Below are 19501 nucleotides of genomic sequence, written 5' to 3'. Positions count from 1 at the left end.
TCAGGACTCGGTGACTTTCCCGTCCGCCACTTCGAAGCGCCGCGTGACCGAGACGGCGTCGAGCATGCGGCGGTCGTGGGTCACGAGCAGCAGCGTGCCGGGGTAACGGTCCAAAGCGGACTCGAGCTGTTCGATCGCGGGCAGGTCGAGGTGGTTGGTGGGCTCGTCGAGCACGAGCAGGTTCACCCCGCGCGCCTGCAGCAACGCGAGAGCGGCGCGCGTGCGCTCGCCCGGCGAGAGCGTGGCCGCGGGGCGCAGCACATGCGCGGCCTTCAGGCCGAACTTCGCGAGCAGCGTGCGGACCTCGGCGTCGGGCAGCTCCGGGACCTCGCGCGCGAACGCGTCGGCCAGCGGGACGTCGTCGAGGAACAGCTGACGCGCCTGATCGACCTCGCCGACGACGACGCCGGGGCCGAGCGCCGCGTTGCCCTCGTCGAGCGGCAGCCGGCCGAGCAGGGCGGCCAGCAGCGTGGACTTGCCCGCGCCGTTGGCGCCCGTGATGGCGACCTTGTCCGCCCAGTCCACCTGGAGGTCGACGGGACCGAGCGTGAAGGGGCCGCGGCGCACGACGGCGCCGCGCAGCGTGGCGACGACCGCGCCGGCACGCGGGGCCGCCGCGATCTCCATGCGCAGCTCCCACTCCTTGCGCGGCTCGTCCACGACCTCCAGGCGCTCGATCATGCGCTCGGTCTGGCGCGCCTTCGACGCCTGCTTCTCCGTGGCCTCGCTGCGGAACTTCCGGCCGACCTTGTCGTTGTCGGTCTGCTTGCGCCGCGCGTTCTTGACGCCCTTCTCCATCCAACCGCGCTGCATCTGCCCGCGCGCCTCCAGCGCGGAGCGGGTGGTGGCGTACTCCTCGTAGTCCTCGCGCGCGTGGCGCCGCGCGACGGCGCGTTCCTCCAAATAGGACTCGTAGCCGCCGCCGAACGTGTTCACCTGCTGCTGCGCAAGATCCAGCTCCACGACGCGGTCCACGGTGCGGGCGAGGAACTCGCGGTCGTGGCTCACGAGCACCGTGCCGGCACGCAGGCCGGTGACGAACCGCTCGAGGCGGGTGAGGCCGTCGAGGTCGAGGTCGTTGGTGGGCTCGTCGAGCAGGAAGATGTCGTACCGGCTCAGCAGCAGCGACGCGAGCCCGGCACGTGCGGCCTGTCCGCCCGACAGCGAGACCATCGGCTGGTCGAGGTCCACGGCCAGCCCCAGCTCCGCGGCGACCTCGCCCGCGCGGTCGTCGAGGTCGGCGCCGCCGAGGGCGAGCCAACGGTCGAGGGCCGTCCCGTACGTGTCGTCAGCGCCGGCGACGCCCTCGGTCAACGCCTCAGTGGCGGCGTCGAGCTCACGCTGCGCTTCGGCGACCCCGGTGCGCCGCGCGAGGAACTGCCTCACCGACTCCCCCGGCCGCCGCTCGGGCTCCTGCGGGAGGTGACCGACGGTGGCCGTCGGCGGGTTCAGCCGGATCTCCCCCGACTCGGGCGGCTGCAGCCCCGCGAGGGTGCGCAGCAGCGTGGACTTGCCGGCGCCGTTGACGCCGACCAGCCCGACGACGTCGCCAGGAGCGACGACCAGGTCGAGGCCGGAGAACAGGATGCGGTCGCCGTGGCCGGAGGCCAGGCCCTTCGCGACGAGTGTTGCGCTCATTTCCCGGCTGATTCTACGGGTGCCGCTCCGCGCCGCCGACGCGCTCCCAGTGTGTCGAGTGTCGTCTCGGTCACTGAACGTGGGTAGCCTGGGCGGGTTACGAGCCACGGAGCAGTGAGGTCGGTGAAAGCGATGGCGGAACCCGCCACGTCGGTCACGCTCGGCCAGCGCGCGAAGCAGCGGGAACCCCGCTCGGCGGCGCCGCGGCCGACGGTCAGCAGGCGCCGCGAGGTCAGCCACGCGAGTGCCCGGTCCCTGTTGATGACTGTGCTGGGCGAGTACGTGCTGCCCCGCGACCGTCCCGTGTGGACGTCCATGCTCGTCGAAGCGCTGGGCATGCTGGACATCGAGGAGAAGTCGGCGCGCCAGGCACTCGCGCGCTCGGCCGCCGAGGGCTGGCTGGTGTCCGAACGCGTCGGCCGGCGCGTGCGCTGGTCGCTCACGCCGCCGGGCCGTCGGCTGCTCACCGAAGGCGCGGAGCGGATCTACGCGTTCGGGCGCGAGGCCGTCGCGTGGGAGGGCCGCTGGCTGATGCTGATCGTGTCGGTGCCCGAGGCCAAGCGCGACCTGCGCCACCGGCTGCGCACACGCCTGACGTGGGCCGGGTTCGGCTCGCCCGTCGCGGGCGTGTGGGTGAGCCCCGACCCCGGCCGGCAACACGAAGCGCAGCAGATCGTGGCGGAGCTGCAGCTCGACGCCCAGGCGATGTCCTTCACGGCCGCGTACGGCGAGGTCGGCGAGCAGGAGAGCATGGTCGAGCGGTCGTGGGACCTCTCGGAGCTGACCGACAGCTACGAGGACTTCATCGACCGCTTCACCGGCCTGCGACCCACGGGCGACCCGGCCGTGCTGCGCGCGCAGACCGAGCTGGTCCACGAATGGCGGCGCTTCCCGTTCCTCGACCCGCGGCTGCCGGCCGAGCTGCTGCCCGCCGAGTGGAGCGGGCGCAAGGCGAGCGAGCTGTTCCACCGCAAGCACGTGGAATGGCGGCCCGCGGCCCAGGCGTACTGGGACAAGCTGCTGGACAACGAGGAGAACGCGTGACCCGGCTCGACCGCGAAGACGGCCTGGCGGTGCTGACGATCGACGCACCGCCGCTCAACCTCTACACCGCTTCGCTGCAACACGACTTGCTCGAAGCCGTCGCCGCCCTGGAAGCCCAGCCGGCGCGGGCGTTGCTCATCAGGGCCGAGGGCCGCGTCGTCAGCGGTGGCGTGGACGTCGCACTGTTCGACGCGCAGGGCTCGCCGGCCGAGGCGAAGGTGTTCTTCGACGAGCTGCTCACGGTGCCCGACCGCATCGCCGCGCTGCCGTTCCCTACGGTGTTCGCCGCCCACGGCCTGTGCCTCACGTGGGCGTTCGAGGTCGCCGTGGCGTGCGACCTGCTGCTGGCCGCTTCGCGGGCCAAGTTCGGGCTCGTGGAGAAGGTGGTGGGCCTGACGCCGACGATGGGCGGCACCCAGCGCCTCGCCGCCCGCGCGGGAGTGGCCCGCGCCAAGGAGTTCGTGTTCACCGGCGACACCTACTCGGCCGAGACGCTCGAACGCTGGAACGTGGTGAACCGCGTGCTGCCCGACGACGGCTTCGACGCCGCGGCGCGCTCCTTCGCGCGCGGGCTGGCCGAAGGCCCCACCCGGGCGCACGCGGCCACCAAACGCGTGCTGGCGCACTTCGAGCACGGTGGTGTGCCCGAGGCCAACGCCCACGTCACCGCGATCGCCGCGGAGCTGTTCGGCACCGAGGACCTGCGCGGCGCGGTGAAGTCGTTCCTCGCCGAGGGGCCCGGCAAGGCGAGCTTCACCGGCCGCTGAGGCCTCAGCGCGGCAGCTGCCCCACGTGGTCGACGATTCCGTAGCCGACCACGGCGCCCTGGGTGGTGCCGAGGTAGGTGAAGGTCTTCGCGTCGAAGACCAGGGTCACGCCGTTGCCGGGCCAGGTGATGCCGACGCCCGGGCGACCGGCCGCGTCGGTCACGTGGTCCACGGCCTGCAGCCCGGGCACCTTGGCGGCGGCGTCGAACAGGGCGGCCTTCGTCTGCGGTGGCAGGTAGGTCTCGCCGACGAGCATCTGCACGTCCTTGCCCATCGCGTTCACGTCGCCGGCGTCGCCGCTGTGGTTCTTGTTCAGGTAGCCGATCATCGCGTCGGTGGTGGTCGGCAGGTCGGTCCGGTACGCCGGCACCACGACGCACGGTTCTTCCGTGCCGTTGGCGGCCGGGTTGTTGGCGCCCTCGACGCGGTACTTGCCGTCGACGCAGGCCGGCAAGGGGAAGGCCTGGCCGTCCTGCTTGACGTAACCGTCGTGCTGGCCGTCGGCGGAGATCCAGGCTTCGCGGTCGCTTTCGGCGTACTGCGTTTTGACATACACGAACTGGTCGGGCCGCGGCGGCGTGTCGGGCAGCTTCAGGGCCTCGGCCGCGGCGCCGTGCAGAACGCGCACGGGGTCGGCGGCGGCTTGCGGCGGCGCCAGCGGGCCGTCGCCGGTGGGCACGAACGTGACGACGGCGGTGATGGCCGCCGCGAGCCCCAGCGTCGCGGCGCCGGCCTGCCGAAGGCGTTTCCCGGTCTTGCGGCGAGGCTCGCTCGCGGCGGCCGCGAGCAGCCGGGCGCGGGCGGCACCCAGCTCGGCCAGGTCGGGCAGCGGGACGTCGGCCGCGCGGTCGCGGACCAACTGCAGCTCATCCATGGGACGGAACCTCCTTCACGTCGGGGTGTTCGGCACCGCCGAGGGCGGCGCGCAACTGGCGGCGGGCGCGGTTGAGCCGGGACCGCACGGTCCCGACCGGTATTCCCAGCGCCTGAGCCACCTCCTCGTAGGCGAGCTGCTCGGCGGCGACGAGCAGCACGACGTCGCGGTCCTTGGCGCTGAGGGCCGCCAGCGCCGCGCCGAGCTCCGGCCCGCGCGCCTGGGCGCTGACCTGGGCGGCCACGCGCTCGGCGTGCCCGTCGACCGCGGCCTGCGGGCCGACGGCGCGCAGCAGGCGGTACTGGCGCACTTCGTCGCGGCGGTGACGGCTCACGATGTTGGTCGCGATGCCGTAGAGCCACGGCCGCGCGTCGGGCCGGGTGCCGTCATAGTGAGCCCGTTTGCCGAACGCGACCAGGAACGTGTCCGCCAGCGCGTCGTCGGCCACGTCCCGGCCCAGCCGCCGCGCGAGGTAGCGGTGGATGTGCGGTGCGTGCCGGTCGAAGATAGCGGCGAACAGGTCGGGCTCGGCCACGGACCGGCCGATCACCCCCGCGTCGTCCATCGATCACCCCTTCTCGGATGCAGTGTCACGGGTTATCCGCAGAAGCCGCCATTCGAGTTCATTCAGCGGGCTGAACGTATTTTTCGAATGCGAATGATGTCCACGTGCGTGCTTGACGTGAGGTGGTCTGGACCATGACACTGGTGCGCAGCGCTCACCGGTGATCGAGATCGACGACGACCTCCCTTCCCCCTCACCGAGGAGAGCCATGTCCTTTCGGGCCCGAAAACTCGCGTCGCTGGTCGCGACGATCCCTGTCGCGCTGGGACTGCTGGCGGCACCGGTCTCCGCCGCTCCGGCCACGTTCACCCACCCCGGCGTGCTCGTGAGCCGTCCGCAGCTGGACTTCGTGCGTGCCAAGGTGAACGCCGGCGCGCAGCCGTGGAAGAGCGCGTACGACCAGATGATGGGCAGCAAGTACGCCTCGCTCACGCGCACGGCGAAACCCCGCGCCGTCGTGGAGTGTGGCTCGTACTCCAACCCTAACAACGGCTGCACCGACGAACGCGAAGACGCCATCGCCGCCTACACCGACGCCTTGGCCTGGTACATCACGCAGGACGCGCGCTACGCGCAGAAGGCCATCGCGTTGATGGACGCGTGGTCCGCGACGATCACCAGCCACACCAACAGCAACGCACCCCTGCAGACGGGCTGGGCCGGCGCGTCGTGGTCGCGCGCCGCGGAGCTCATCAAGTCGACCTACACGAGCTGGCCCAACGCCGGGCGCTTCGCGACGATGCTGCGCAACGTCTACCTGCCCAAGCTCCTGGCCGGCTCCAACAGCAACGGCAACTGGGAACTCGTCATGACGGAGGCCGCCGTGGGCATCTCCGTCTTCCTCGACGACAAGTCCAGCTACGACTCCGCCATGACCCGCTACCGCAACCGCGTCGCGGCCTACGTGTATCTGTCCACGGACGGCACCCTCCCCAAGACGGTGCCCGGCAGTGGACTGTCCACGCGCGACCAAATCGTCAACTACTGGCAGAAACAAGGCACCTTCACCACCGGCCTCACCCAGGAAACCTGCCGCGACTTCGTCCACACGGGCTACGGCATCGCCTCCATCGCCGACGTCGCCGAAACCTCGCGCATCCAGGGCCAGGACCTGTACCCCACGGACATCGGCGAACGCCTCCGCCAGGCCCTCGGCTTCCAATCGAAGTACGAACTCGGCGCGGCGGTCCCCAGCAATCTCTGCGGCGGCTCGTTGAACCTCGGCCTGGGCCCGGTGACCGAGGTGGGCTACAACGCACTGCACGGGCGCCTCGGCATCGCCATGACCAACACCCAGGCGCTGACCGAACGCCAGCGCCCGGCTGGGACGAACAATCTGTTCGTCGCCTGGCAGACGCTGACCCACGCCGACAACCCGAACTGAGGTCTCGTTGTTGTGGCCCCGGGGCTCTTTCAGTGAGCCTCGGGGCATCGCCCTGTTGTTGCGGCAAGTGCTCAGCGACCCCTTGATCTCTTCGCGTGACGTGCGAACACAGCGACATCGGCGACCAGGCAAGCCTTCTCGACTTGCGCATTTTCACAGCAGTCACAGACATGCCGGCCCACGCCCCGGATGTCGGCCCATGTCATGGTGACGACGGTGCCCTCGTCGGCCGGGATGATCTCCGGTCCGGTCCTGCGAGGGGAAGGGTCACGTGCAGGGTGGTGCCCGCGTCGGCTGGGCTCTGGAAGTGGAGCCAGCCACCGATGGCTTCGGCGCGGTCTTTGAGGCCGAGCAGCCCGGTGCCTCGGGCGAGGTCGGCGCCGCCGACACCGTCGTCGCGGACCGTGATGCGAAGGACGCCGGTCGGGGGGTCGGGATCGATGGTGACGGTGACCGAGGACGCGCGTGCGTGTTTGGCCGCGTTGGTCAGGGCTTCGGCGATGATGAAGTAGGCGCTGACTTCGATGGGCTCGGGCAGTGGTGGCAGCGGGTGCAGATCGAGCTCGACCGGGATCGGCGAGCGGCGGGCGAGAGCGCGAACGGCCGGTGTGAGTCCGCCGGTGGCCCGGATGCCGGGGTGGAGGCCGTGGGCGATTTCGCGGAGCTCGTCGAGCACGCCGGTGGTTTCGGCGGCGAGGTGGTCCAGTTCGGTGGTGAGGTGACCGGCGTCCGGTGGCATTTCGGCTTGGATCGCGCGCAGGCGCAGGGTGAGGGCAACCAGGCGTTGCTGGGCACCGTCGTGCAGGTCGCGTTCGACGCGCTGGCGTGCTTGGTCGGCGGCGGTGACGATGCGGGCTCGGGAGGCGGTGAGCTGGGTGTAGAGCTGGGCGTTGTCGAGGGAGACGGCGAGTTGCCCGGCGATCAGCTTGACGGCGTCGAGCCGGTCGGTGGTGAACGCGCCGCGGATCAGACGGTTTTCCAGCAGCAGCGCGGCTCGTAAGGTTCCGCGGCTGAGGATGGGTACGGCGAGGAGCGAGCAGCCGGGGAGGTCGGTGAAGCACGCGTCGTGGGCGAACCGTTCATCGTGGACGACGTCGTCGATCACCAGCGGTGCCTCGGTCCGGCGGAGGTAGCGCAGCACCGACATCGGCACCGCGCGGTCGTCGCCGGGGGTGTCCGCGGGTTCGGGCAGCAGCCAGTTCTGCTGGTCGTCGCTCCACAACAGCAGGCGGACGTCGGTGGCCCCGGTCATCGTGCTGAGCACCTCGACGACGCGCGTGTGCAAGCGCTCGATGCTGGTCTCGGAACTCAGTGCCTGGGACGCGGAGAGAATGCCGAGCAGGTCGAGGGTGCCAGTGGTGACCGCGCCGGGTTGATTCAGAAGCTCGCCGGGCTGGTCCATTGCCGGTCCGAGGCTCGCGTCGAAGTGTCGTCGCAGGGCGGGGTAAGCCCCATCGAGCCGGGTGACCTTGGCGCTCGCGCCCCAGGCGGCGTAGGAGTGACGGGCCTGGGCGAGCAGTTCGCGACCGGCGTGGTCCAGGCCGCGGGCCAGGTGGAAGCGCGCGGCGCGCTCGGTGATCAACGCACGGTGCCAGGGCCGGGCGCGGCGGGAAACCTCGCTGCGGGCCGCGTCGAACGCTAGCTCGGCGGCCTGCACCTCACCCGCCGCCCACGCCCGCTCGGCCTCCACCCACCGCAGCAGGTGCAGGAAGTTGTCCGGGGCGTCCGCGGCCCGGGCGGCCAGCCAGCCCGTCGTTTCGTCCAGCTCGGACAGCAGCGCCGCGCGTTCGTCGCCGTCGGCCGCGCGGGCGCGCTCGGCGAGGGCCAGCCCGTGCAGCGAGCGGATCACGGCGGTGGGGTAGAAACCGGCGGCAACCGGGAGCAGCCGCATTCCGGCCGCACTCTCTCGAATCAGACCGGCCAGATCCCCGGAGACGGCGGCGGCGATCGCGCGGGCGAGATACGCGTGGAGAAGGGCGAGCGGGTTGTCGGTGAACCGGTCGAGGGTGATCGGGCCGGGAGGGCTGTCGCCGCGGAGCACGTCGGCCAGCCACCGGTAGGTCTCGAGCACCTGCCCGGTCTGCTCGTTGCCGGTCCGGTGCACGAAGTGCAGTCCGCTGTCGACCTCGGTGAGGAGGCTGTCCAGCGAGGGCGCGCAGTCCGCGAGGGACCGCACTGTCAAAAGGTAGGTGTAGCCGGCGTTCGTCAGGTCGCCCCCGGCGATCAGACCCTCCCGGGCCTGCTGAGCCTCGTGGACTCCGTTCTCGATCGGCTCCAGCCAGCAGCTCAAGAGGGCGGACCTGTGGCGCGCCCGCGCCGTGCCGGGTTCGGTGCCGCGGGCCTCGGCCCACGCCAGGAGGCGCCGCGCCGCCTGGTATCCGCCGACGTAGTCGCCGCGCTGCGCCACGGCGCAGTAGGCGGCGGCGCCGGCCGGCCCGAGCAAGGTCGGGCCGGGGCCGTGTTCGATCCAGATCCGCAAGCCTTCCAGCCCGACCCACGCGACCGAGGCGAAATCGGCGGCGAAGTAGGCCGCCAGGAACGCCGCGTCGAGCACGTGGGTCGCAGCCAGGAGCACGGGGTCGGTGAGGTCCGGCCGGGCCCCGTCGTCGGCGGGGTCGCTGTGCTCCAGCCAGTGGTGCAGGAGGTCGAACCCCCGGTCGATCGCGGCGGGGAGCCGCTCGGCCGACGGGACGTCGAGCCCGCACTCGCGCAGCGACTGCAGGCTCAGGCTGATCGCCTCCCCGAACCGGCCCTGGTAGCTGAGGCTCCGCACGTGAATCGCGGTCGCATCCGCGCGGTCCGGTGCCCTCGGGCAGAGCCGCTCGATCTCCCGGTACTCCTCGTCGGCCTCCACCAGGCGGCCCAAGCTGAACAGCGCCGACTGCCGGGCCGTGCGCAGCTCGAGCGCCACCGCGGTCTCGGCGGGGTCCACGACCCGCAGCGCGGCCGCCAGGAGCGCGTTCACCAGCGCGTGATCGCCGATCAGCGCGGCCTGGCCGGCCGCGCGCTGCATCAGCTCGGTCACCGCTCGCCGCTCCTCGAGGTCGTCCTCGACGTCGTCGAGCACCGGCAAGTACTGCTCGGCGGCGACCGCGAACAGGTCAGGTGCTCTGGCCAGTCGTCGTGCCATGGCCAGTTGCAGGGCGCTGCGCCGCTCTGGACTGAGCCCGCGCAGGACGGCCTCGCGAATGCGGTCGTGGCGGAACCTCGCGGCGCCGCGTTCCAGCACGAGGAGACCCTCGTCGGCGGCCGGGGCCAGGCCCTGTGCCACCACGTTCGCCGGCTCGCCGGTGGCGGCCCGCAGCACCTCAGTCTCGACTTGCCCGCCCAGGCAGGCCATCGCCTCCACCAGCTGCCGCGACTCGGGAGGCAGGGCTTGGATCTGCGACGCCGGCAGGTCGCAGTCCTCCGCCGGGCCCAGGTGGGCGCGCACCGCCGCGGGGGCCCACTGCCATCCCGCCGAGGTCGCGCTGAGGACGCCGTGGCGAGCCAGTGCGGTGAGCAGCTGCACGGTCTCGTAGGGGTTGCCGGACGTGCGTGGCGCGATCACCTCGACCAGACCTGCCGCCGCGGCTGCGTCGGCGTGCAGCATGTCGGCGACCAGGTCGATCAGGCTTGGGGTGGGCAAGTTCGGCAGCTGCAGGTACCGCACGCCGGGTCGGTCACGAGATCGCGACAGCACCGGTGACTGTGCCGTTTCCCCGTCGCTGTCCCGGTGGACGCCGACCACGAGCAGGCCGGGAATCGGGTCGGTGTCGAGCAGCAGGTCGACGAAGCCGAGTGGGCCGGGGCCGGCCCATTGCAGGTCGTCGAGGAACAGCAGCAGCGGCCGGCGCGGGGAGGCGATCGCGCGGATGAGCCGGGCGCCGTTGTGTTGCGCGCGCACTTGCGCGGTGAGCGGGTCGCCGGGGTCCGGGGGGACGGCGAGGAGGGCGGCGAATTCCGGCACGACGGCGGTGAGCAGGCCCGCGTTCGGTCCGACCACGGCGGTGATCCGTTGCCGGAGTTGGACCAGCTCGCTCTCCGGCTGGGCGAGCAGCAGCCGGCCCAGCGCGCGAAACGCCTGGAACACCCCGTCGAATTCCAGATCGCGCCGGTACTGGTCGAACTTGCCGGCCACGAACCAGCCGCCCCGGCTCGCCACCGCCGGGCGTAGCTCATGGACCAGGGCGGTTTTGCCGACCCCCGCCGCGCCGCTGATCAGCACGCCTGGACAGCGGCCCGCCAGCGCGTCCTCGAACGCCGCCTGCAGCTGCGCCAACTCGGCCTCGCGTCCGACCAGCCGGGCGGGGGCGACGGGCCGGCGCGGGAAGTCGTGGTACCCGATCCGGATCGGTTCCGCGGTGCGCCCGGCGCGGGCGTCGCGCAACCGTTCCAGGTCGTGGACGACACCTTCCGCGGTCTGGTACCGGTTGTCGGGTTCCTTGTCCAGCAGGTGCAGGATGATCTCGGACAGGGGGGCCGGCAGGGCCGGGTTCACCTCGACCGGCGGCGCCGGGACCCGGGCCAGGTGGTCGTGAACCAGGCGCAGCGGGTCGCCGGAGCCGAACGGCGGCGCGCCGGTCGACAGCTCGTAGAGCGTGGCCCCCAACGCGTACAGGTCGCTGCGCTGATCCACCGCACGGCCGGTCCGCCCGGTTTGTTCGGGCGCGAGGTAGGCCAGCGTCCCGACGATCTCCCGGCGCCCTGCGGCCGGCGGAGCGGAATCGGGGAAAGAGGCGGCCAGCGCGAAGTCGACCAGGCACGGGGTGCCGTCGCCGGAGAGCACGACGTTCGCGGGGGTTATGTCGCAGTGCAACACCCCGCGCCGGTGCATCGCCGCGACGGCCCGGGCCACCCCCAGCCCGACCTCGACCAGAACATCGACGGCCAGCGGCTCCGCCCGCCCGGCCAGGCTCCGGCCGCCGGCATCCGCCAGCACAATCGAGCCCTCATACCGTGGCGCGTCCAGCAGTTGCGCGACATTCGGAACCCCGCGAAGCCGTTCCAGCATCGCGCGCTCGTGCCGCAGCCTCTCGTGTGCGTCCGGGCCCAGCGGCTGCTTGCTCACCACGGTCCGCTTCCCGAGCGACACCCGGCAGACGCGCGTACGCCCGGTCTCACTCAGCACGGCTACCTGAGCGGCCGAATCCCGCCCCGGCAGCCCACCAGTGTCCATCCGACACCTCCACGCCCCACCGCGACTTCTGCCTACACCTGTTCCGGCGCGATTTCGACCCTTCGAGCGAATGTGAATCAGTTTCGGGTTCGTCCGGCTTTCCGAGTTGACCGATTGCGTGACACAGGCGTGTCTTGACAGTCCGAAAACGACGGCGGTTTCGTGCTGTCCCGGACATGCTGGTCCACGCCCGGATGCCGAGCGTCCACGCGACCCGCATGGCGGTGTTGCTGACCGGGGCGGCGCTTTCGCCAATGCCGTGCACCACGTGCCGGCCGGAGCTGGTGAAGGCGGTCCATCGGGGCTTCCTGGACGGCGAAGCCGACCCTGACTACCACCGCCGGCGTGCGCTATCGGGGCGTGGGAGTTGGCTTTTTGCAGCTCAGGGGCGGCCTTAATCAACTGGTGTTGCTGAATCGCCTGGTCGTTCGTCGGCGTGCATGACGTGTGGTCCCTGCGTGGTCCCCATCGTCGGGTCTGGCCTTGATCAGCCGGGCGGCCCGAAGCCCTGGACTGGTCCGACATCCCGGGCTTCCCCGCAGCGCTGGGAACCCCACCCCAACCTGTGGCCGGTCGATCCGGTTCCGAGCGAGTCGGCGCCGGCTCTGCACGCCGAGGCCCACCACACCGTTCGCCTCGCAGCTCCGAAGACCTCTGAGACCTCCAGGAAAGGAAACAAGCGATGACCTATCTCGACCTCGTGTCCTTTCATCTTTCTGGCCAGGGCGTTTCCGTGGTGAAGAACGAGCAGGAGATTGGCGGCGTGACGGTGGCCATGCCCCGCCCGTACCTGCCGATCGGCGGCCTGGGCGTGGCGCCGGCGCTCGAACCCACCGCGAACGGGGTCCTCGGCGGGATCGACTACTGGACCGGCATGTGCGTGCTGCCCGAGCACTGCCGAGTCCTGCCCCCGTTGATCCGGCGCGATGAGCAGGCCGTGCAGGCGGCGCGCGAGTTCAGCTGCGACCCGGGTATCGACACGACCTCGCCCGCTACCGAGATCAGGGCGTGGCGCGCTCACTGGGGCGAGCAGCAGCGGGCAGTTGGTCGGTCATGACTACCACCGAGACCCCGCGGCGGGCGCGGGTGTGGCTCGCGGCCGGGCTCGGTGCGCGGCCCGCGCCGGCCGACAGGCCGACCGTCCGCGACGACTTGATGCGCCAGTGGCGCGCCGGCCCAGATGGTCGCTGGCACACCCCTGATGGCAGGCACCACGCCGACTGGACCGAGCTGCACACCCGATACGACCTGGTGGAGGTGACCCGATGAGCTCCAGCGATAACACCCCATCGTCGAAGTGCGTCTTCATCTCACCCCGCACGACGGCCGACGCACGGAGGCAGCCTGGCCCCTTCTTCCCAGTCCCTGCCGCCCCTAGCCGAACCTCCTGCCACAGCTCAGTATCGACACCTTGCTCCCGGCGGAGGCCAGACTGGCACGGGCACCGTCCGATGATCGAGTGCAGAACACCCCGTAGTCCGTTGTTGCCAAGAGGGAGAGGGTCTGCAGGAAACAGCCGTCAGAATCCAATCCCGGCTTCCGCGGCTCCCAGCTGCCCAGAACCCTCCACACGACTTGCCCCAGCACCGCTCAGGCGCGTGGCCCAGTACCGATCATGGTGCACAGCGGCGGTCTTGACAGTTCGTTCGTCGCCGACCTACGAAGGCGCTCGGTGGCGACGTTGCCTACCGTGATCCCGTCAGCGACTAATCGAAGGCCGCGCCCTACATCGATCTCGATGACGAACCGCCCGCGCGACTGTGGGGGCTTGCGCAGCTCACGGGCCGGCGGCCAGTTAGTGGCGAGATATTTGGCCGTGCCGGGGATACGTTGTGTAACTATGGAGACGAGGGGTCCGGTCCTGTAGTCCTACCTGCCGATGCGCGTGCCAGGCTTCGACCGCCGACCAAAGGGGTTCTTGGTGGAAGGGGGATGCATGATCGGTGACCGGTGGGGTGTGACTGCCAGCGAGATCGTGCGCTCCTACCCGTGCGATGACTTCGTCACCTCGCCCGCGCTGCAGGCTTGGCGGGGCGTGCGCGTCGAGGCGCCCGCCGAAGCGGTGTGGCCGTGGGTCACACAAGTGAGGCTTGCGCCATATTCGTACGACTGGATCGACAATCTTGGCCGCCGCTCACCTCGCGAGTTGGTACGCCTTCCCGAGCCTCACGTCGGAGACAGATTCACGACCGCCGGCGGGCGTGAGCTGGGTCGGGTCGTCTCGGTCGCCCCGGGGAAACAGCTGACGGGCACCATCATGGGTGCTTTCATGTCCTACGTCGTCGTGCCCCAGGATCATGGCACCACACGCCTGCTGCTCAAGGCCGTTATGCAATCCCACCGCTGGGCGGCCTTCGGACTGTCCGTCGGCGACCTGATCATGGCTCGACGGCAGTTGCTGAACTGGAAGAAACTCGCCGAGCGCCATCACCATCAGGCCACGGTCCAGGATTAGTGGGCCTGACTGGGGTCATTGCCGCGGGCAAATCCGCTGAGTTGCAGCGGCAAAGAAATGCCTCAGACGACGCCCACTGCTCGAGTATGACCGGCGACGGGTCCGTGCACATTGCCGCCAGCGACAGCACATCTGACGAGCCGCGCAGTGCTCCGGGCCGCGAACTGCCCTGGTCTGCGATGCTCGACGCGATCGAAACGGCTGTGCCTGCCTCGGCGTAGCCGAACTGTCGGCTGCAATGAATCATCACGTGCAGGGAACGTGGAGCGTGCGAAGCTGGTCCCGTGTACGAAGGTGAGCGCCTGGATGGGTGGGTCGGCACCTGGTCGTCGGAATCAGCGGGGCTCTACCACAGCACCTTTGAAGATGAGTCCCTCGTGATCAGCCCCGATGGCTCGGGGCGGTTTCAGTTCAGTCGTCCCGATTACAGCGAAGCCTCGCAGTTCAACTGGCGTGAGACCGCGCCGGGGCGGATCGAGCTGACCTGGTCTGCGAGGCTCGTGGTGAGGGACGGCGCGAGGAGCGATCGACCGCCACAACCACGCCCCGCGTTGCTTGTCTACGCGGTGAACGACGAAGACACGCCGCTCGCTGAGCGACGTCTGGTCCTTCGGATCGACCCCGCCATAGTCTCCGCCCGCGAGTTCGGCCTCGTCGACACCTCGGGCACATCGCCGGGCCAGCGTTAGCACCTACTCGAACCCACCCGGACAGTTTACCCGGGTGATCTTCCCTACCCGGGTGCCTCCCGAGTTCAGCGCGCCAAACCGGACGCGCTGAAACGGAAACTCTTGTTCGCCTCGTCGAGGACGAACCGCGCGCGTTCCTGCGGGCGTTCTTCGTCTTCCGGCGACCGTTCTTGGTTTGGTCACCGGATCGGCCCGGCATGTCCGACGATGGTCCCCAAACTGGGGGCCTTGTTGACCAGCAAGATCAAACGCATGATCTCAAAAAAGCCGTTTGACCTGGCGCTTTCCCAAGTCAAACGGCTTTTTTTCCGGTCGGGCTGACAGGATTCGAACCTGCGACCCCTTGACCCCCAGTCAAGTGCGCTACCAAACTGCGCCACAGCCCGGACCCGTGCTCCCCGGAGGTGCTCCGTGAAGCGCGATGTGAGTACTGTAGCGGGTCGCGATCGGGGGGTTGCAGGGAGGCCCACATTTACGGCCCGACCTGCGCAAACACCGGCAACAGAGGGTGACGCACCAATGCCTGCCGAGCGGCGCTCGGGCCCGCGGGTGGCGAGCGTCAGGGGAGCCAGCACGTGGCAGGTGAGCTGTCGCCGGCTGCCTGGAAGTGGGCACCGGACCGACAGGCTGCCCACACGGGACCGCTGAACTCCGCCAAGGGCTGCGTGGTTTCCTCGTGCCGCAAGAAAATCGGAGGTGGCGCCACGGCCCCTCGAATAGGGTCAGCGCGATGAGTCTTCAGGAAGGCAGAGCGAGTTGACCACCGCGAACGGCATCCGGCTTGACCAGTTGGCCGCGGCCGCCGAGAGGCTGTTCGAGCACGTGCGGGAGGTCCACGGGGACTTGGTGGCGGTGGATGCCGACTACTTCTGGTCCATCCCACCCGAGGCGCTCTACAACGTCACCGAGGAGCCGCAAGCGCTCACCATCGGGCAGTTGACAGAGTGCGAAGAGCATGTGCGACAGCTGGTGGAGAGCGAGCGACCCCCTCTCGCCTACCACTTGGTCTGGCTCAGCGAGCTGCTGCGCGCCGTGGGGCACACGGTCATGGGGTGAGCAACCACGCGAAGTGGGCAGGTCAGGGGCCTGCCCTACGATCGCGGCGTGGCGAGTGGACCGGTTGAGCGCGCGCGGCTTCTGCGTGAAACGTGCGAGTTCATCCTCGGGCGTGGTGTGGTCGACCTGTCGTTGAGTGAGCTCGCGCGCGGTATCGGGTCCAACAATCGGATGTTGCTTTACCACTTCGGGTCGCTCGATGCGTTGGTCGCTGCCGCGGTGGACGAGATCCTCGGAGGGACCTCGTTGCTCGATCGGCTTGGCGAGATCCTCACTACAGAGGGGAAGCCGGCCGAGCGAGTGAGCGCGGCGTGGCGGCACATCGCGGATCCGGCGCGGCTGCCGCATCTGCAGCTGTTCTTCGCGAGGTTCGGCATGGCGGCCGACGTGCCAGGGCGACACCCGGAGTTCCTCGCCCAGACGGGCCAGCGGTGGGCGGCTGTCGTGACGGAGGCGCTTCAGGGTGAAGTCGCGGAGGCTGGGGACGCCGCGACCGCGATCGTCGCGTTGTGGCGGGGGCTGCAGATGGCGCTGATCTGCGGTACGCCGCCGGCCGAGGTCGACGCTGCGCATGAGCGGGCCGTCGCTGCGCTGTTGCCCGGGTAGGTAGACTCCCGCCGGAAGTGAATCGGTCAGTTCACTTCGCGGATCCCGGGAGGAACTCTTGATCGCGCTGCCCAAGGCGGAGCTGCACGTCCACCTCGAAGGCACGCTCGAGCCCGAGGACACGGTGCGGTTCGCCGCCCGCAACGGCGTTCAGCTGCCGTGGCCGGGACCCGAGGAGCTGCGGGCCGCGTACTCGTTCACCGGGCTGGAGAACTTCCTGTCGGTGTACTTCCAGGGCTGCCGGGTGCTGTGCACGCGCGAGGATTTCCGCGAACTGACCGTCGCGTACCTGGAGCGCGCCGCGAACCAAGGCGTTCGGCGGGCGGAGATGCTGTTCGGCCCGCAGGCCTTCCTCGACCACGACATCCCGATCGACGACCAGCTCGGCGGGATCGTCGACGGGATCGACGAAGCGCGCGAAGCCTGGGGCATCGACGGCGCCCTTCTGGTCAGCGCGCCTCGCCATCGCGCAGAGGCTGACGCGCTGGAGTTGCTCGAGGTGGTCCGGCCGTGGCGGGACCGCGTCCTCGGGGTCGGTCTCGGTGGTGCCGAGAGTGGGAACCCGCCGGCCAAGTTCGCGCGCTACTTCGACGCCGCTCGTGCGGAGGGCTACCGCACCACGTGCCACGCCGGAGAAGAGGGGCCGGCCGCGTGTGTCGCCCAGGCGCTGGACGTGTGCCGCGTGGAACGCATCGACCACGGCTACGCGGCGGCCGAGGACCCAGGCCTTGTCGCCCGGCTGGCCGACGAGCGGGTGACGCTGACGATGTGCCCCCTCTCGAACCTGCGCCTCCACGTGACGGACGACCTCACGACGTACCCGTTGAAGCGGCTGATGGACGCCGGTGTCCCGGTGACCGTCAATTCCGACGACCCGGCGTATTTCGGCGGCTACGTCAACGAGAACTACGCAGCCGTCACCGACGCGCTCGGGCTTGCCGAAGCCGAGGTCAGGACGCTGGCGCGCAACAGCTTCAGTGGTTCGTTCGCGCATCCTGAGGAGCTTCGGGGCGTGTTCGAGGAGCTGTCCGGCAACGAGCGCCCGTGAAGTCACCCGGCGCGGCGGCTCCTGAACTCCACCAGCCAGCCCCGCACCTGGGCGTCGTCATGCAGGTAGTCGCCATCAGGCCCGTGACGGAGGTCGATTCCGAAGAGCAGGTCCAACGCCCACAGGCTCAGCTTGTTCCACGAGAGGCGATCATCCGTCAACCACCGGCCAGCCCACCGGTCGACCTCGTCACGGGTCATGCGCCCGTCGAGGAGCGCGACGAACTGCGCCTCGATCTCGGTCAAATCCGGCTGCCGGGCGGCGCTCACGGGCCGACCACCCGAACCCGGCGAAGGTCGGGCCAGTCCGTGGGCGGCTGGTCGAAGTACACGTACTCCAGGTAGCTCAACCGGCCCTCGTCGGTGAAGACGAGGACTTGGCCTGGGGACTCGTCGTCGGACGGCAGGACTTCGAGTTCGAACGGGACGAGCCGCGCGGTCAACGCGGCGGGCGGCGCGGAGTCGTCCACCCGCAGGTCGACCGAGGGGCAGCCGCAGTCGCAGCGGCCGACGACGGCGGCGGACGTCGACTGGTGCCGAAGTTCCGCCGCACCGGCGAAGTCGGGCGAGAGCACGAGCTCCAGCATCGCGCGTTCCCGCGCGGTGAGCGGCCTCGGCGGATCGATGGTCACCCTGTCGACCGTGCCCTATCCGGTTCGCCGCGATCAACCGAGAATGGCCGCGGCCGGTTGAATGAAGAAAACGCGCGGCAACCCTGTTCGTCTGTAGTGCGTGATTGTTTGGGTAACGCTGCCGGACGGCCGAAGGGTCAAGATCAAGGGCCGACGCAAAGGCGGCGGTCTGATACTGGCGCTGGGAGCCGCGGTCGCGATCGCGGCCCGGAGGTGGTGCGGCCGGAATCGGTGCCGGCGGAGGGGCCGCGGGGGACGCGGTCGCCGGCACGGCGAGCGACGCGCTGGCGGGCAACAGCGCAGGGGACGTCGTCGACTCGATGCCCGGGCGCTCGGTCCAGGCCCGCACCGAGGCCGGCAGGACGAAGCGAGCAAGGGCAACGCGAAGAAGGCTTGGGGCCGCGTCCGGTTCAACGAGCTCAAGCACGGGACGGTGCGGAAGCTCGAGCGCATGCCTGGTCGCCTCATCCGGGCGCGTTCGTGACTTCCTCGTGCGGACGCCCTGCACCGCGCTGGAGCGGATGTTGCCGGCCGTCGGCGACGGGTGCGGGAACGCCGCGGTGGTGTCCGCCGGCCACGTCGACACCGCCACCCTGCAGGCGCTGCCAGACATCGCCGTCCACCTGCCGATCAAGTGATGCCGCGCCGATGATCTTCGCTGTCATCGACGGAGTTGTGCGGTCTCACTCCCCCACGGTCATCCGATCCCCACCGCGCACCAAGCGGATCGGGCCGTCGAAAGCAGCAGCTGCGGTGGTGTGCAAGTTCGAGAGCCACGATGCGTCGCCGGAGGCGAAGTGGGTCAAAGCCAGTGAACGAGCGCCCGCCCGAGTGGCGATCTCCCCGGCATCGCCGGCGCTCAGGTGACCATGATCCGTGACATCCGGCGCGCTCAACGTGGCCTCCGCCAGCAGCAAATCCGCATCAGCCGCCAGCTTCACCGCCGCATCAGTCATCCCGGTGTCGCCTGTGTAAGCCAGAACAGCCCCGCCCGACTCGACGCGGATGCCGCAGTTGGGGAGGACGTGGCGGAGTTCGTGGAGGCCGATGGTGGCGTCACCGACATCGAAGCGGTCGCCCGGCTGGTATTCGCGGACGTCGAAGGCCCGCTCGAAAGCCTTGTCCAGCAAGGGCATCGTGGTGACGGGGAAGAGGGCGGCCCAGCGGGTGAAGACCTCGGTGGCGCCGGCGGGGACGAACAGGGGGACGCGGCGCGGGGAGGAGCGGCGTGCGGCGGGGCCGCCGGGGAACGTCAGGGTGGCGGACAGCAGGGACTTGCCGATGGGCAGCAGGTCGTAGCAGTGGTCGGCGTGAAGGTGGCTGATGACGACGCCGTCCAGGCCGGTCGGGTCACAGACCGCGGAGAGGGCGGTCGCGACGCCGGGGCCGCAGTCCAGGAGAAGCCGCGCCGAGGCGGTTTCGACGAGGTAGCCCGAACTGGCTTGGCCGTCGGCCGGCATTCCGGACCGGCAACCGAGGACGGTGAGGTGCATGTTCGCTTTCCGTTCTACTGGGGTTCGCAGGGCTTCCGCGCAGCATGACCGGTCCGGACCACCGGAACAGCCCGGCGCGCGAAAGTGCTACCG

Annotated in this window: 18 protein-coding genes and 1 tRNA gene; 11 read left to right on the top strand and 8 right to left on the bottom strand. The window is 70.1% G+C overall.

What is annotated here, in order from left to right; translation table 11 throughout:
- Nucleotides 1–1638 (bottom strand): ABC-F family ATP-binding cassette domain-containing protein, encoded by a 1638-nt coding sequence (locus ABZU76_RS31635; protein WP_354875858.1) that lies wholly within the window; start codon nucleotides 1636–1638, stop codon nucleotides 1–3.
- Between the two features lie 132 nt (nucleotides 1639–1770).
- Here ABZU76_RS31635 and ABZU76_RS31630 point away from each other — a divergent pair, with 132 nt between their 5' ends.
- Both ABZU76_RS31630 and ABZU76_RS31625 read left to right on the top strand, forming a co-directional pair.
- The gene (locus tag ABZU76_RS31630; protein ID WP_220240972.1) at nucleotides 1771–2682 is read left to right on the top strand and encodes a PaaX family transcriptional regulator C-terminal domain-containing protein; all 912 of its coding nucleotides are present in this window, start codon (nucleotides 1771–1773) and stop codon (nucleotides 2680–2682) included.
- Nucleotides 2679–3449 (top strand): enoyl-CoA hydratase/isomerase family protein, encoded by a 771-nt coding sequence (locus ABZU76_RS31625; protein WP_354875856.1) that lies wholly within the window; start codon nucleotides 2679–2681, stop codon nucleotides 3447–3449. The genes ABZU76_RS31630 and ABZU76_RS31625 overlap by 4 nt, the downstream gene beginning before the upstream one ends.
- A gap of 4 nt (nucleotides 3450–3453) precedes the next feature.
- On the opposite strand, the gene ABZU76_RS31620 is transcribed toward ABZU76_RS31625, so the two are convergent.
- Together ABZU76_RS31620 and ABZU76_RS31615 are read right to left on the bottom strand one after the other, a co-directional pair.
- On the bottom strand, nucleotides 3454–4323 hold the full coding sequence (locus tag ABZU76_RS31620; protein WP_354875854.1) for a CU044_5270 family protein: 870 nt from the start codon (nucleotides 4321–4323) through the stop codon (nucleotides 3454–3456).
- A complete protein-coding gene (locus ABZU76_RS31615) occupies nucleotides 4316–4888 on the bottom strand; it encodes an RNA polymerase sigma factor (protein WP_354875852.1) in 573 nt (190 codons plus the stop codon). Before ABZU76_RS31615 ends, ABZU76_RS31620 begins: the two co-directional genes overlap by 8 nt.
- Before the next feature lie 208 nt (nucleotides 4889–5096).
- On the opposite strand from ABZU76_RS31615, the gene ABZU76_RS31610 reads away from it, so the two are divergent.
- Nucleotides 5097–6272, top strand: a complete 1176-nt coding sequence (locus tag ABZU76_RS31610) for an alginate lyase family protein (protein ID WP_354875850.1) — start codon at nucleotides 5097–5099, stop codon at nucleotides 6270–6272.
- A 202-nt stretch (nucleotides 6273–6474) separates the two neighbouring features.
- On the opposite strand, the gene ABZU76_RS31605 is transcribed toward ABZU76_RS31610, so the two are convergent.
- Nucleotides 6475–11430: an AAA family ATPase gene (locus tag ABZU76_RS31605; RefSeq protein ID WP_354875848.1), complete on the bottom strand. Its 4956-nt coding sequence runs from the start codon at nucleotides 11428–11430 to the stop codon at nucleotides 6475–6477.
- Between the two features lie 682 nt (nucleotides 11431–12112).
- Here ABZU76_RS31605 and ABZU76_RS31600 point away from each other — a divergent pair.
- The 4 genes from ABZU76_RS31600 to ABZU76_RS31585 all read left to right on the top strand — a co-directional run bounded on the left by ABZU76_RS31600 (nucleotide 12113) and on the right by ABZU76_RS31585 (nucleotide 14574).
- Nucleotides 12113–12487 (top strand): hypothetical protein, encoded by a 375-nt coding sequence (locus tag ABZU76_RS31600; protein ID WP_354875846.1) that lies wholly within the window; start codon nucleotides 12113–12115, stop codon nucleotides 12485–12487.
- Nucleotides 12484–12699, top strand: coding sequence for a hypothetical protein (locus ABZU76_RS31595; RefSeq protein ID WP_354875844.1), 216 nt, complete (start codon nucleotides 12484–12486; stop codon nucleotides 12697–12699). Before ABZU76_RS31600 ends, ABZU76_RS31595 begins: the two co-directional genes overlap by 4 nt.
- A 667-nt stretch (nucleotides 12700–13366) precedes the next feature.
- Nucleotides 13367–13885 carry a polyketide cyclase gene (locus tag ABZU76_RS31590; RefSeq protein WP_354875842.1) on the top strand — a complete coding sequence of 173 codons (519 nt, stop codon included), beginning with the start codon at nucleotides 13367–13369 and terminating at the stop codon, nucleotides 13883–13885.
- 284 nt (nucleotides 13886–14169) lie between these two features.
- Complete coding sequence (locus ABZU76_RS31585; protein WP_354875840.1) at nucleotides 14170–14574, top strand: hypothetical protein; 405 nt, start codon at nucleotides 14170–14172, stop codon at nucleotides 14572–14574.
- Between the two features lie 312 nt (nucleotides 14575–14886).
- On the opposite strand, the gene ABZU76_RS31580 is transcribed toward ABZU76_RS31585, so the two are convergent.
- Nucleotides 14887–14960: transfer RNA gene (locus ABZU76_RS31580), tRNA-Pro, on the bottom strand.
- Between the two features lie 370 nt (nucleotides 14961–15330).
- Here ABZU76_RS31580 and ABZU76_RS31575 point away from each other — a divergent pair.
- The 3 genes from ABZU76_RS31575 to ABZU76_RS31565 all read left to right on the top strand — a co-directional run bounded on the left by ABZU76_RS31575 (nucleotide 15331) and on the right by ABZU76_RS31565 (nucleotide 17284).
- The gene (locus tag ABZU76_RS31575) at nucleotides 15331–15630 is read left to right on the top strand and encodes a hypothetical protein (RefSeq protein ID WP_354875838.1); all 300 of its coding nucleotides are present in this window, start codon (nucleotides 15331–15333) and stop codon (nucleotides 15628–15630) included.
- A 117-nt stretch (nucleotides 15631–15747) separates the two neighbouring features.
- Nucleotides 15748–16236: a hypothetical protein gene (locus ABZU76_RS31570; RefSeq protein WP_354875836.1), complete on the top strand. Its 489-nt coding sequence runs from the start codon at nucleotides 15748–15750 to the stop codon at nucleotides 16234–16236.
- Between the two features lie 58 nt (nucleotides 16237–16294).
- Nucleotides 16295–17284, top strand: coding sequence for an adenosine deaminase (locus tag ABZU76_RS31565; protein ID WP_354875834.1), 990 nt, complete (start codon nucleotides 16295–16297; stop codon nucleotides 17282–17284).
- A gap of 2 nt (nucleotides 17285–17286) precedes the next feature.
- On the opposite strand, the gene ABZU76_RS31560 is transcribed toward ABZU76_RS31565, so the two are convergent.
- On the bottom strand, nucleotides 17287–17553 hold the full coding sequence (locus tag ABZU76_RS31560) for a hypothetical protein (RefSeq protein ID WP_354875832.1): 267 nt from the start codon (nucleotides 17551–17553) through the stop codon (nucleotides 17287–17289).
- Nucleotides 17550–17915, bottom strand: coding sequence for a hypothetical protein (locus ABZU76_RS31555; protein WP_354875830.1), 366 nt, complete (start codon nucleotides 17913–17915; stop codon nucleotides 17550–17552). Before ABZU76_RS31555 ends, ABZU76_RS31560 begins: the two co-directional genes overlap by 4 nt.
- 491 nt (nucleotides 17916–18406) lie before the next feature.
- On the opposite strand from ABZU76_RS31555, the gene ABZU76_RS31550 reads away from it, so the two are divergent.
- Complete coding sequence (locus tag ABZU76_RS31550) at nucleotides 18407–18553, top strand: hypothetical protein (protein WP_354875828.1); 147 nt, start codon at nucleotides 18407–18409, stop codon at nucleotides 18551–18553.
- Between the two features lie 45 nt (nucleotides 18554–18598).
- On the opposite strand, the gene ABZU76_RS31545 is transcribed toward ABZU76_RS31550, so the two are convergent.
- Nucleotides 18599–19375, bottom strand: coding sequence for an MBL fold metallo-hydrolase (locus tag ABZU76_RS31545; RefSeq protein ID WP_354875826.1), 777 nt, complete (start codon nucleotides 19373–19375; stop codon nucleotides 18599–18601).
- Nucleotides 19376–19501: the final 126 nt, after the last annotated feature.

The organism is Amycolatopsis sp. NPDC005232 (genome assembly GCF_040607795.1).
GTDB lineage: Bacteria > Actinomycetota > Actinomycetes > Mycobacteriales > Pseudonocardiaceae > Amycolatopsis.
Note: the sequence above shows the minus strand (reverse complement) of the source record. Positions and strands in the feature narration are given on the sequence as shown.

What these genes read in the sequence shown, in the direction of transcription:
- ABZU76_RS31620 (WP_354875854.1), bottom strand. Translation starts at nt 4,323, where the DNA reads ATGGATGAGCTGCAGTTGGTCCGCGACCGCGCGGCCGACGTCCCGCTG.
- ABZU76_RS31605 (WP_354875848.1), bottom strand. Translation starts at nt 11,430, where the DNA reads ATGGACACTGGTGGGCTGCCGGGGCGGGATTCGGCCGCTCAGGTAGCC.
- ABZU76_RS31610 (WP_354875850.1), top strand. Translation starts at nt 5,097, where the DNA reads ATGTCCTTTCGGGCCCGAAAACTCGCGTCGCTGGTCGCGACGATCCCT.
- ABZU76_RS31595 (WP_354875844.1), top strand. Translation starts at nt 12,484, where the DNA reads ATGACTACCACCGAGACCCCGCGGCGGGCGCGGGTGTGGCTCGCGGCC.
- ABZU76_RS31590 (WP_354875842.1), top strand. Translation starts at nt 13,367, where the DNA reads ATGATCGGTGACCGGTGGGGTGTGACTGCCAGCGAGATCGTGCGCTCC.
- ABZU76_RS31635 (WP_354875858.1), bottom strand. Translation starts at nt 1,638, where the DNA reads ATGAGCGCAACACTCGTCGCGAAGGGCCTGGCCTCCGGCCACGGCGAC.
- ABZU76_RS31600 (WP_354875846.1), top strand. Translation starts at nt 12,113, where the DNA reads ATGACCTATCTCGACCTCGTGTCCTTTCATCTTTCTGGCCAGGGCGTT.
- ABZU76_RS31615 (WP_354875852.1), bottom strand. Translation starts at nt 4,888, where the DNA reads ATGGACGACGCGGGGGTGATCGGCCGGTCCGTGGCCGAGCCCGACCTG.
- ABZU76_RS31545 (WP_354875826.1), bottom strand. Translation starts at nt 19,375, where the DNA reads ATGCCGGCCGACGGCCAAGCCAGTTCGGGCTACCTCGTCGAAACCGCC.
- ABZU76_RS31630 (WP_220240972.1), top strand. Translation starts at nt 1,771, where the DNA reads ATGGCGGAACCCGCCACGTCGGTCACGCTCGGCCAGCGCGCGAAGCAG.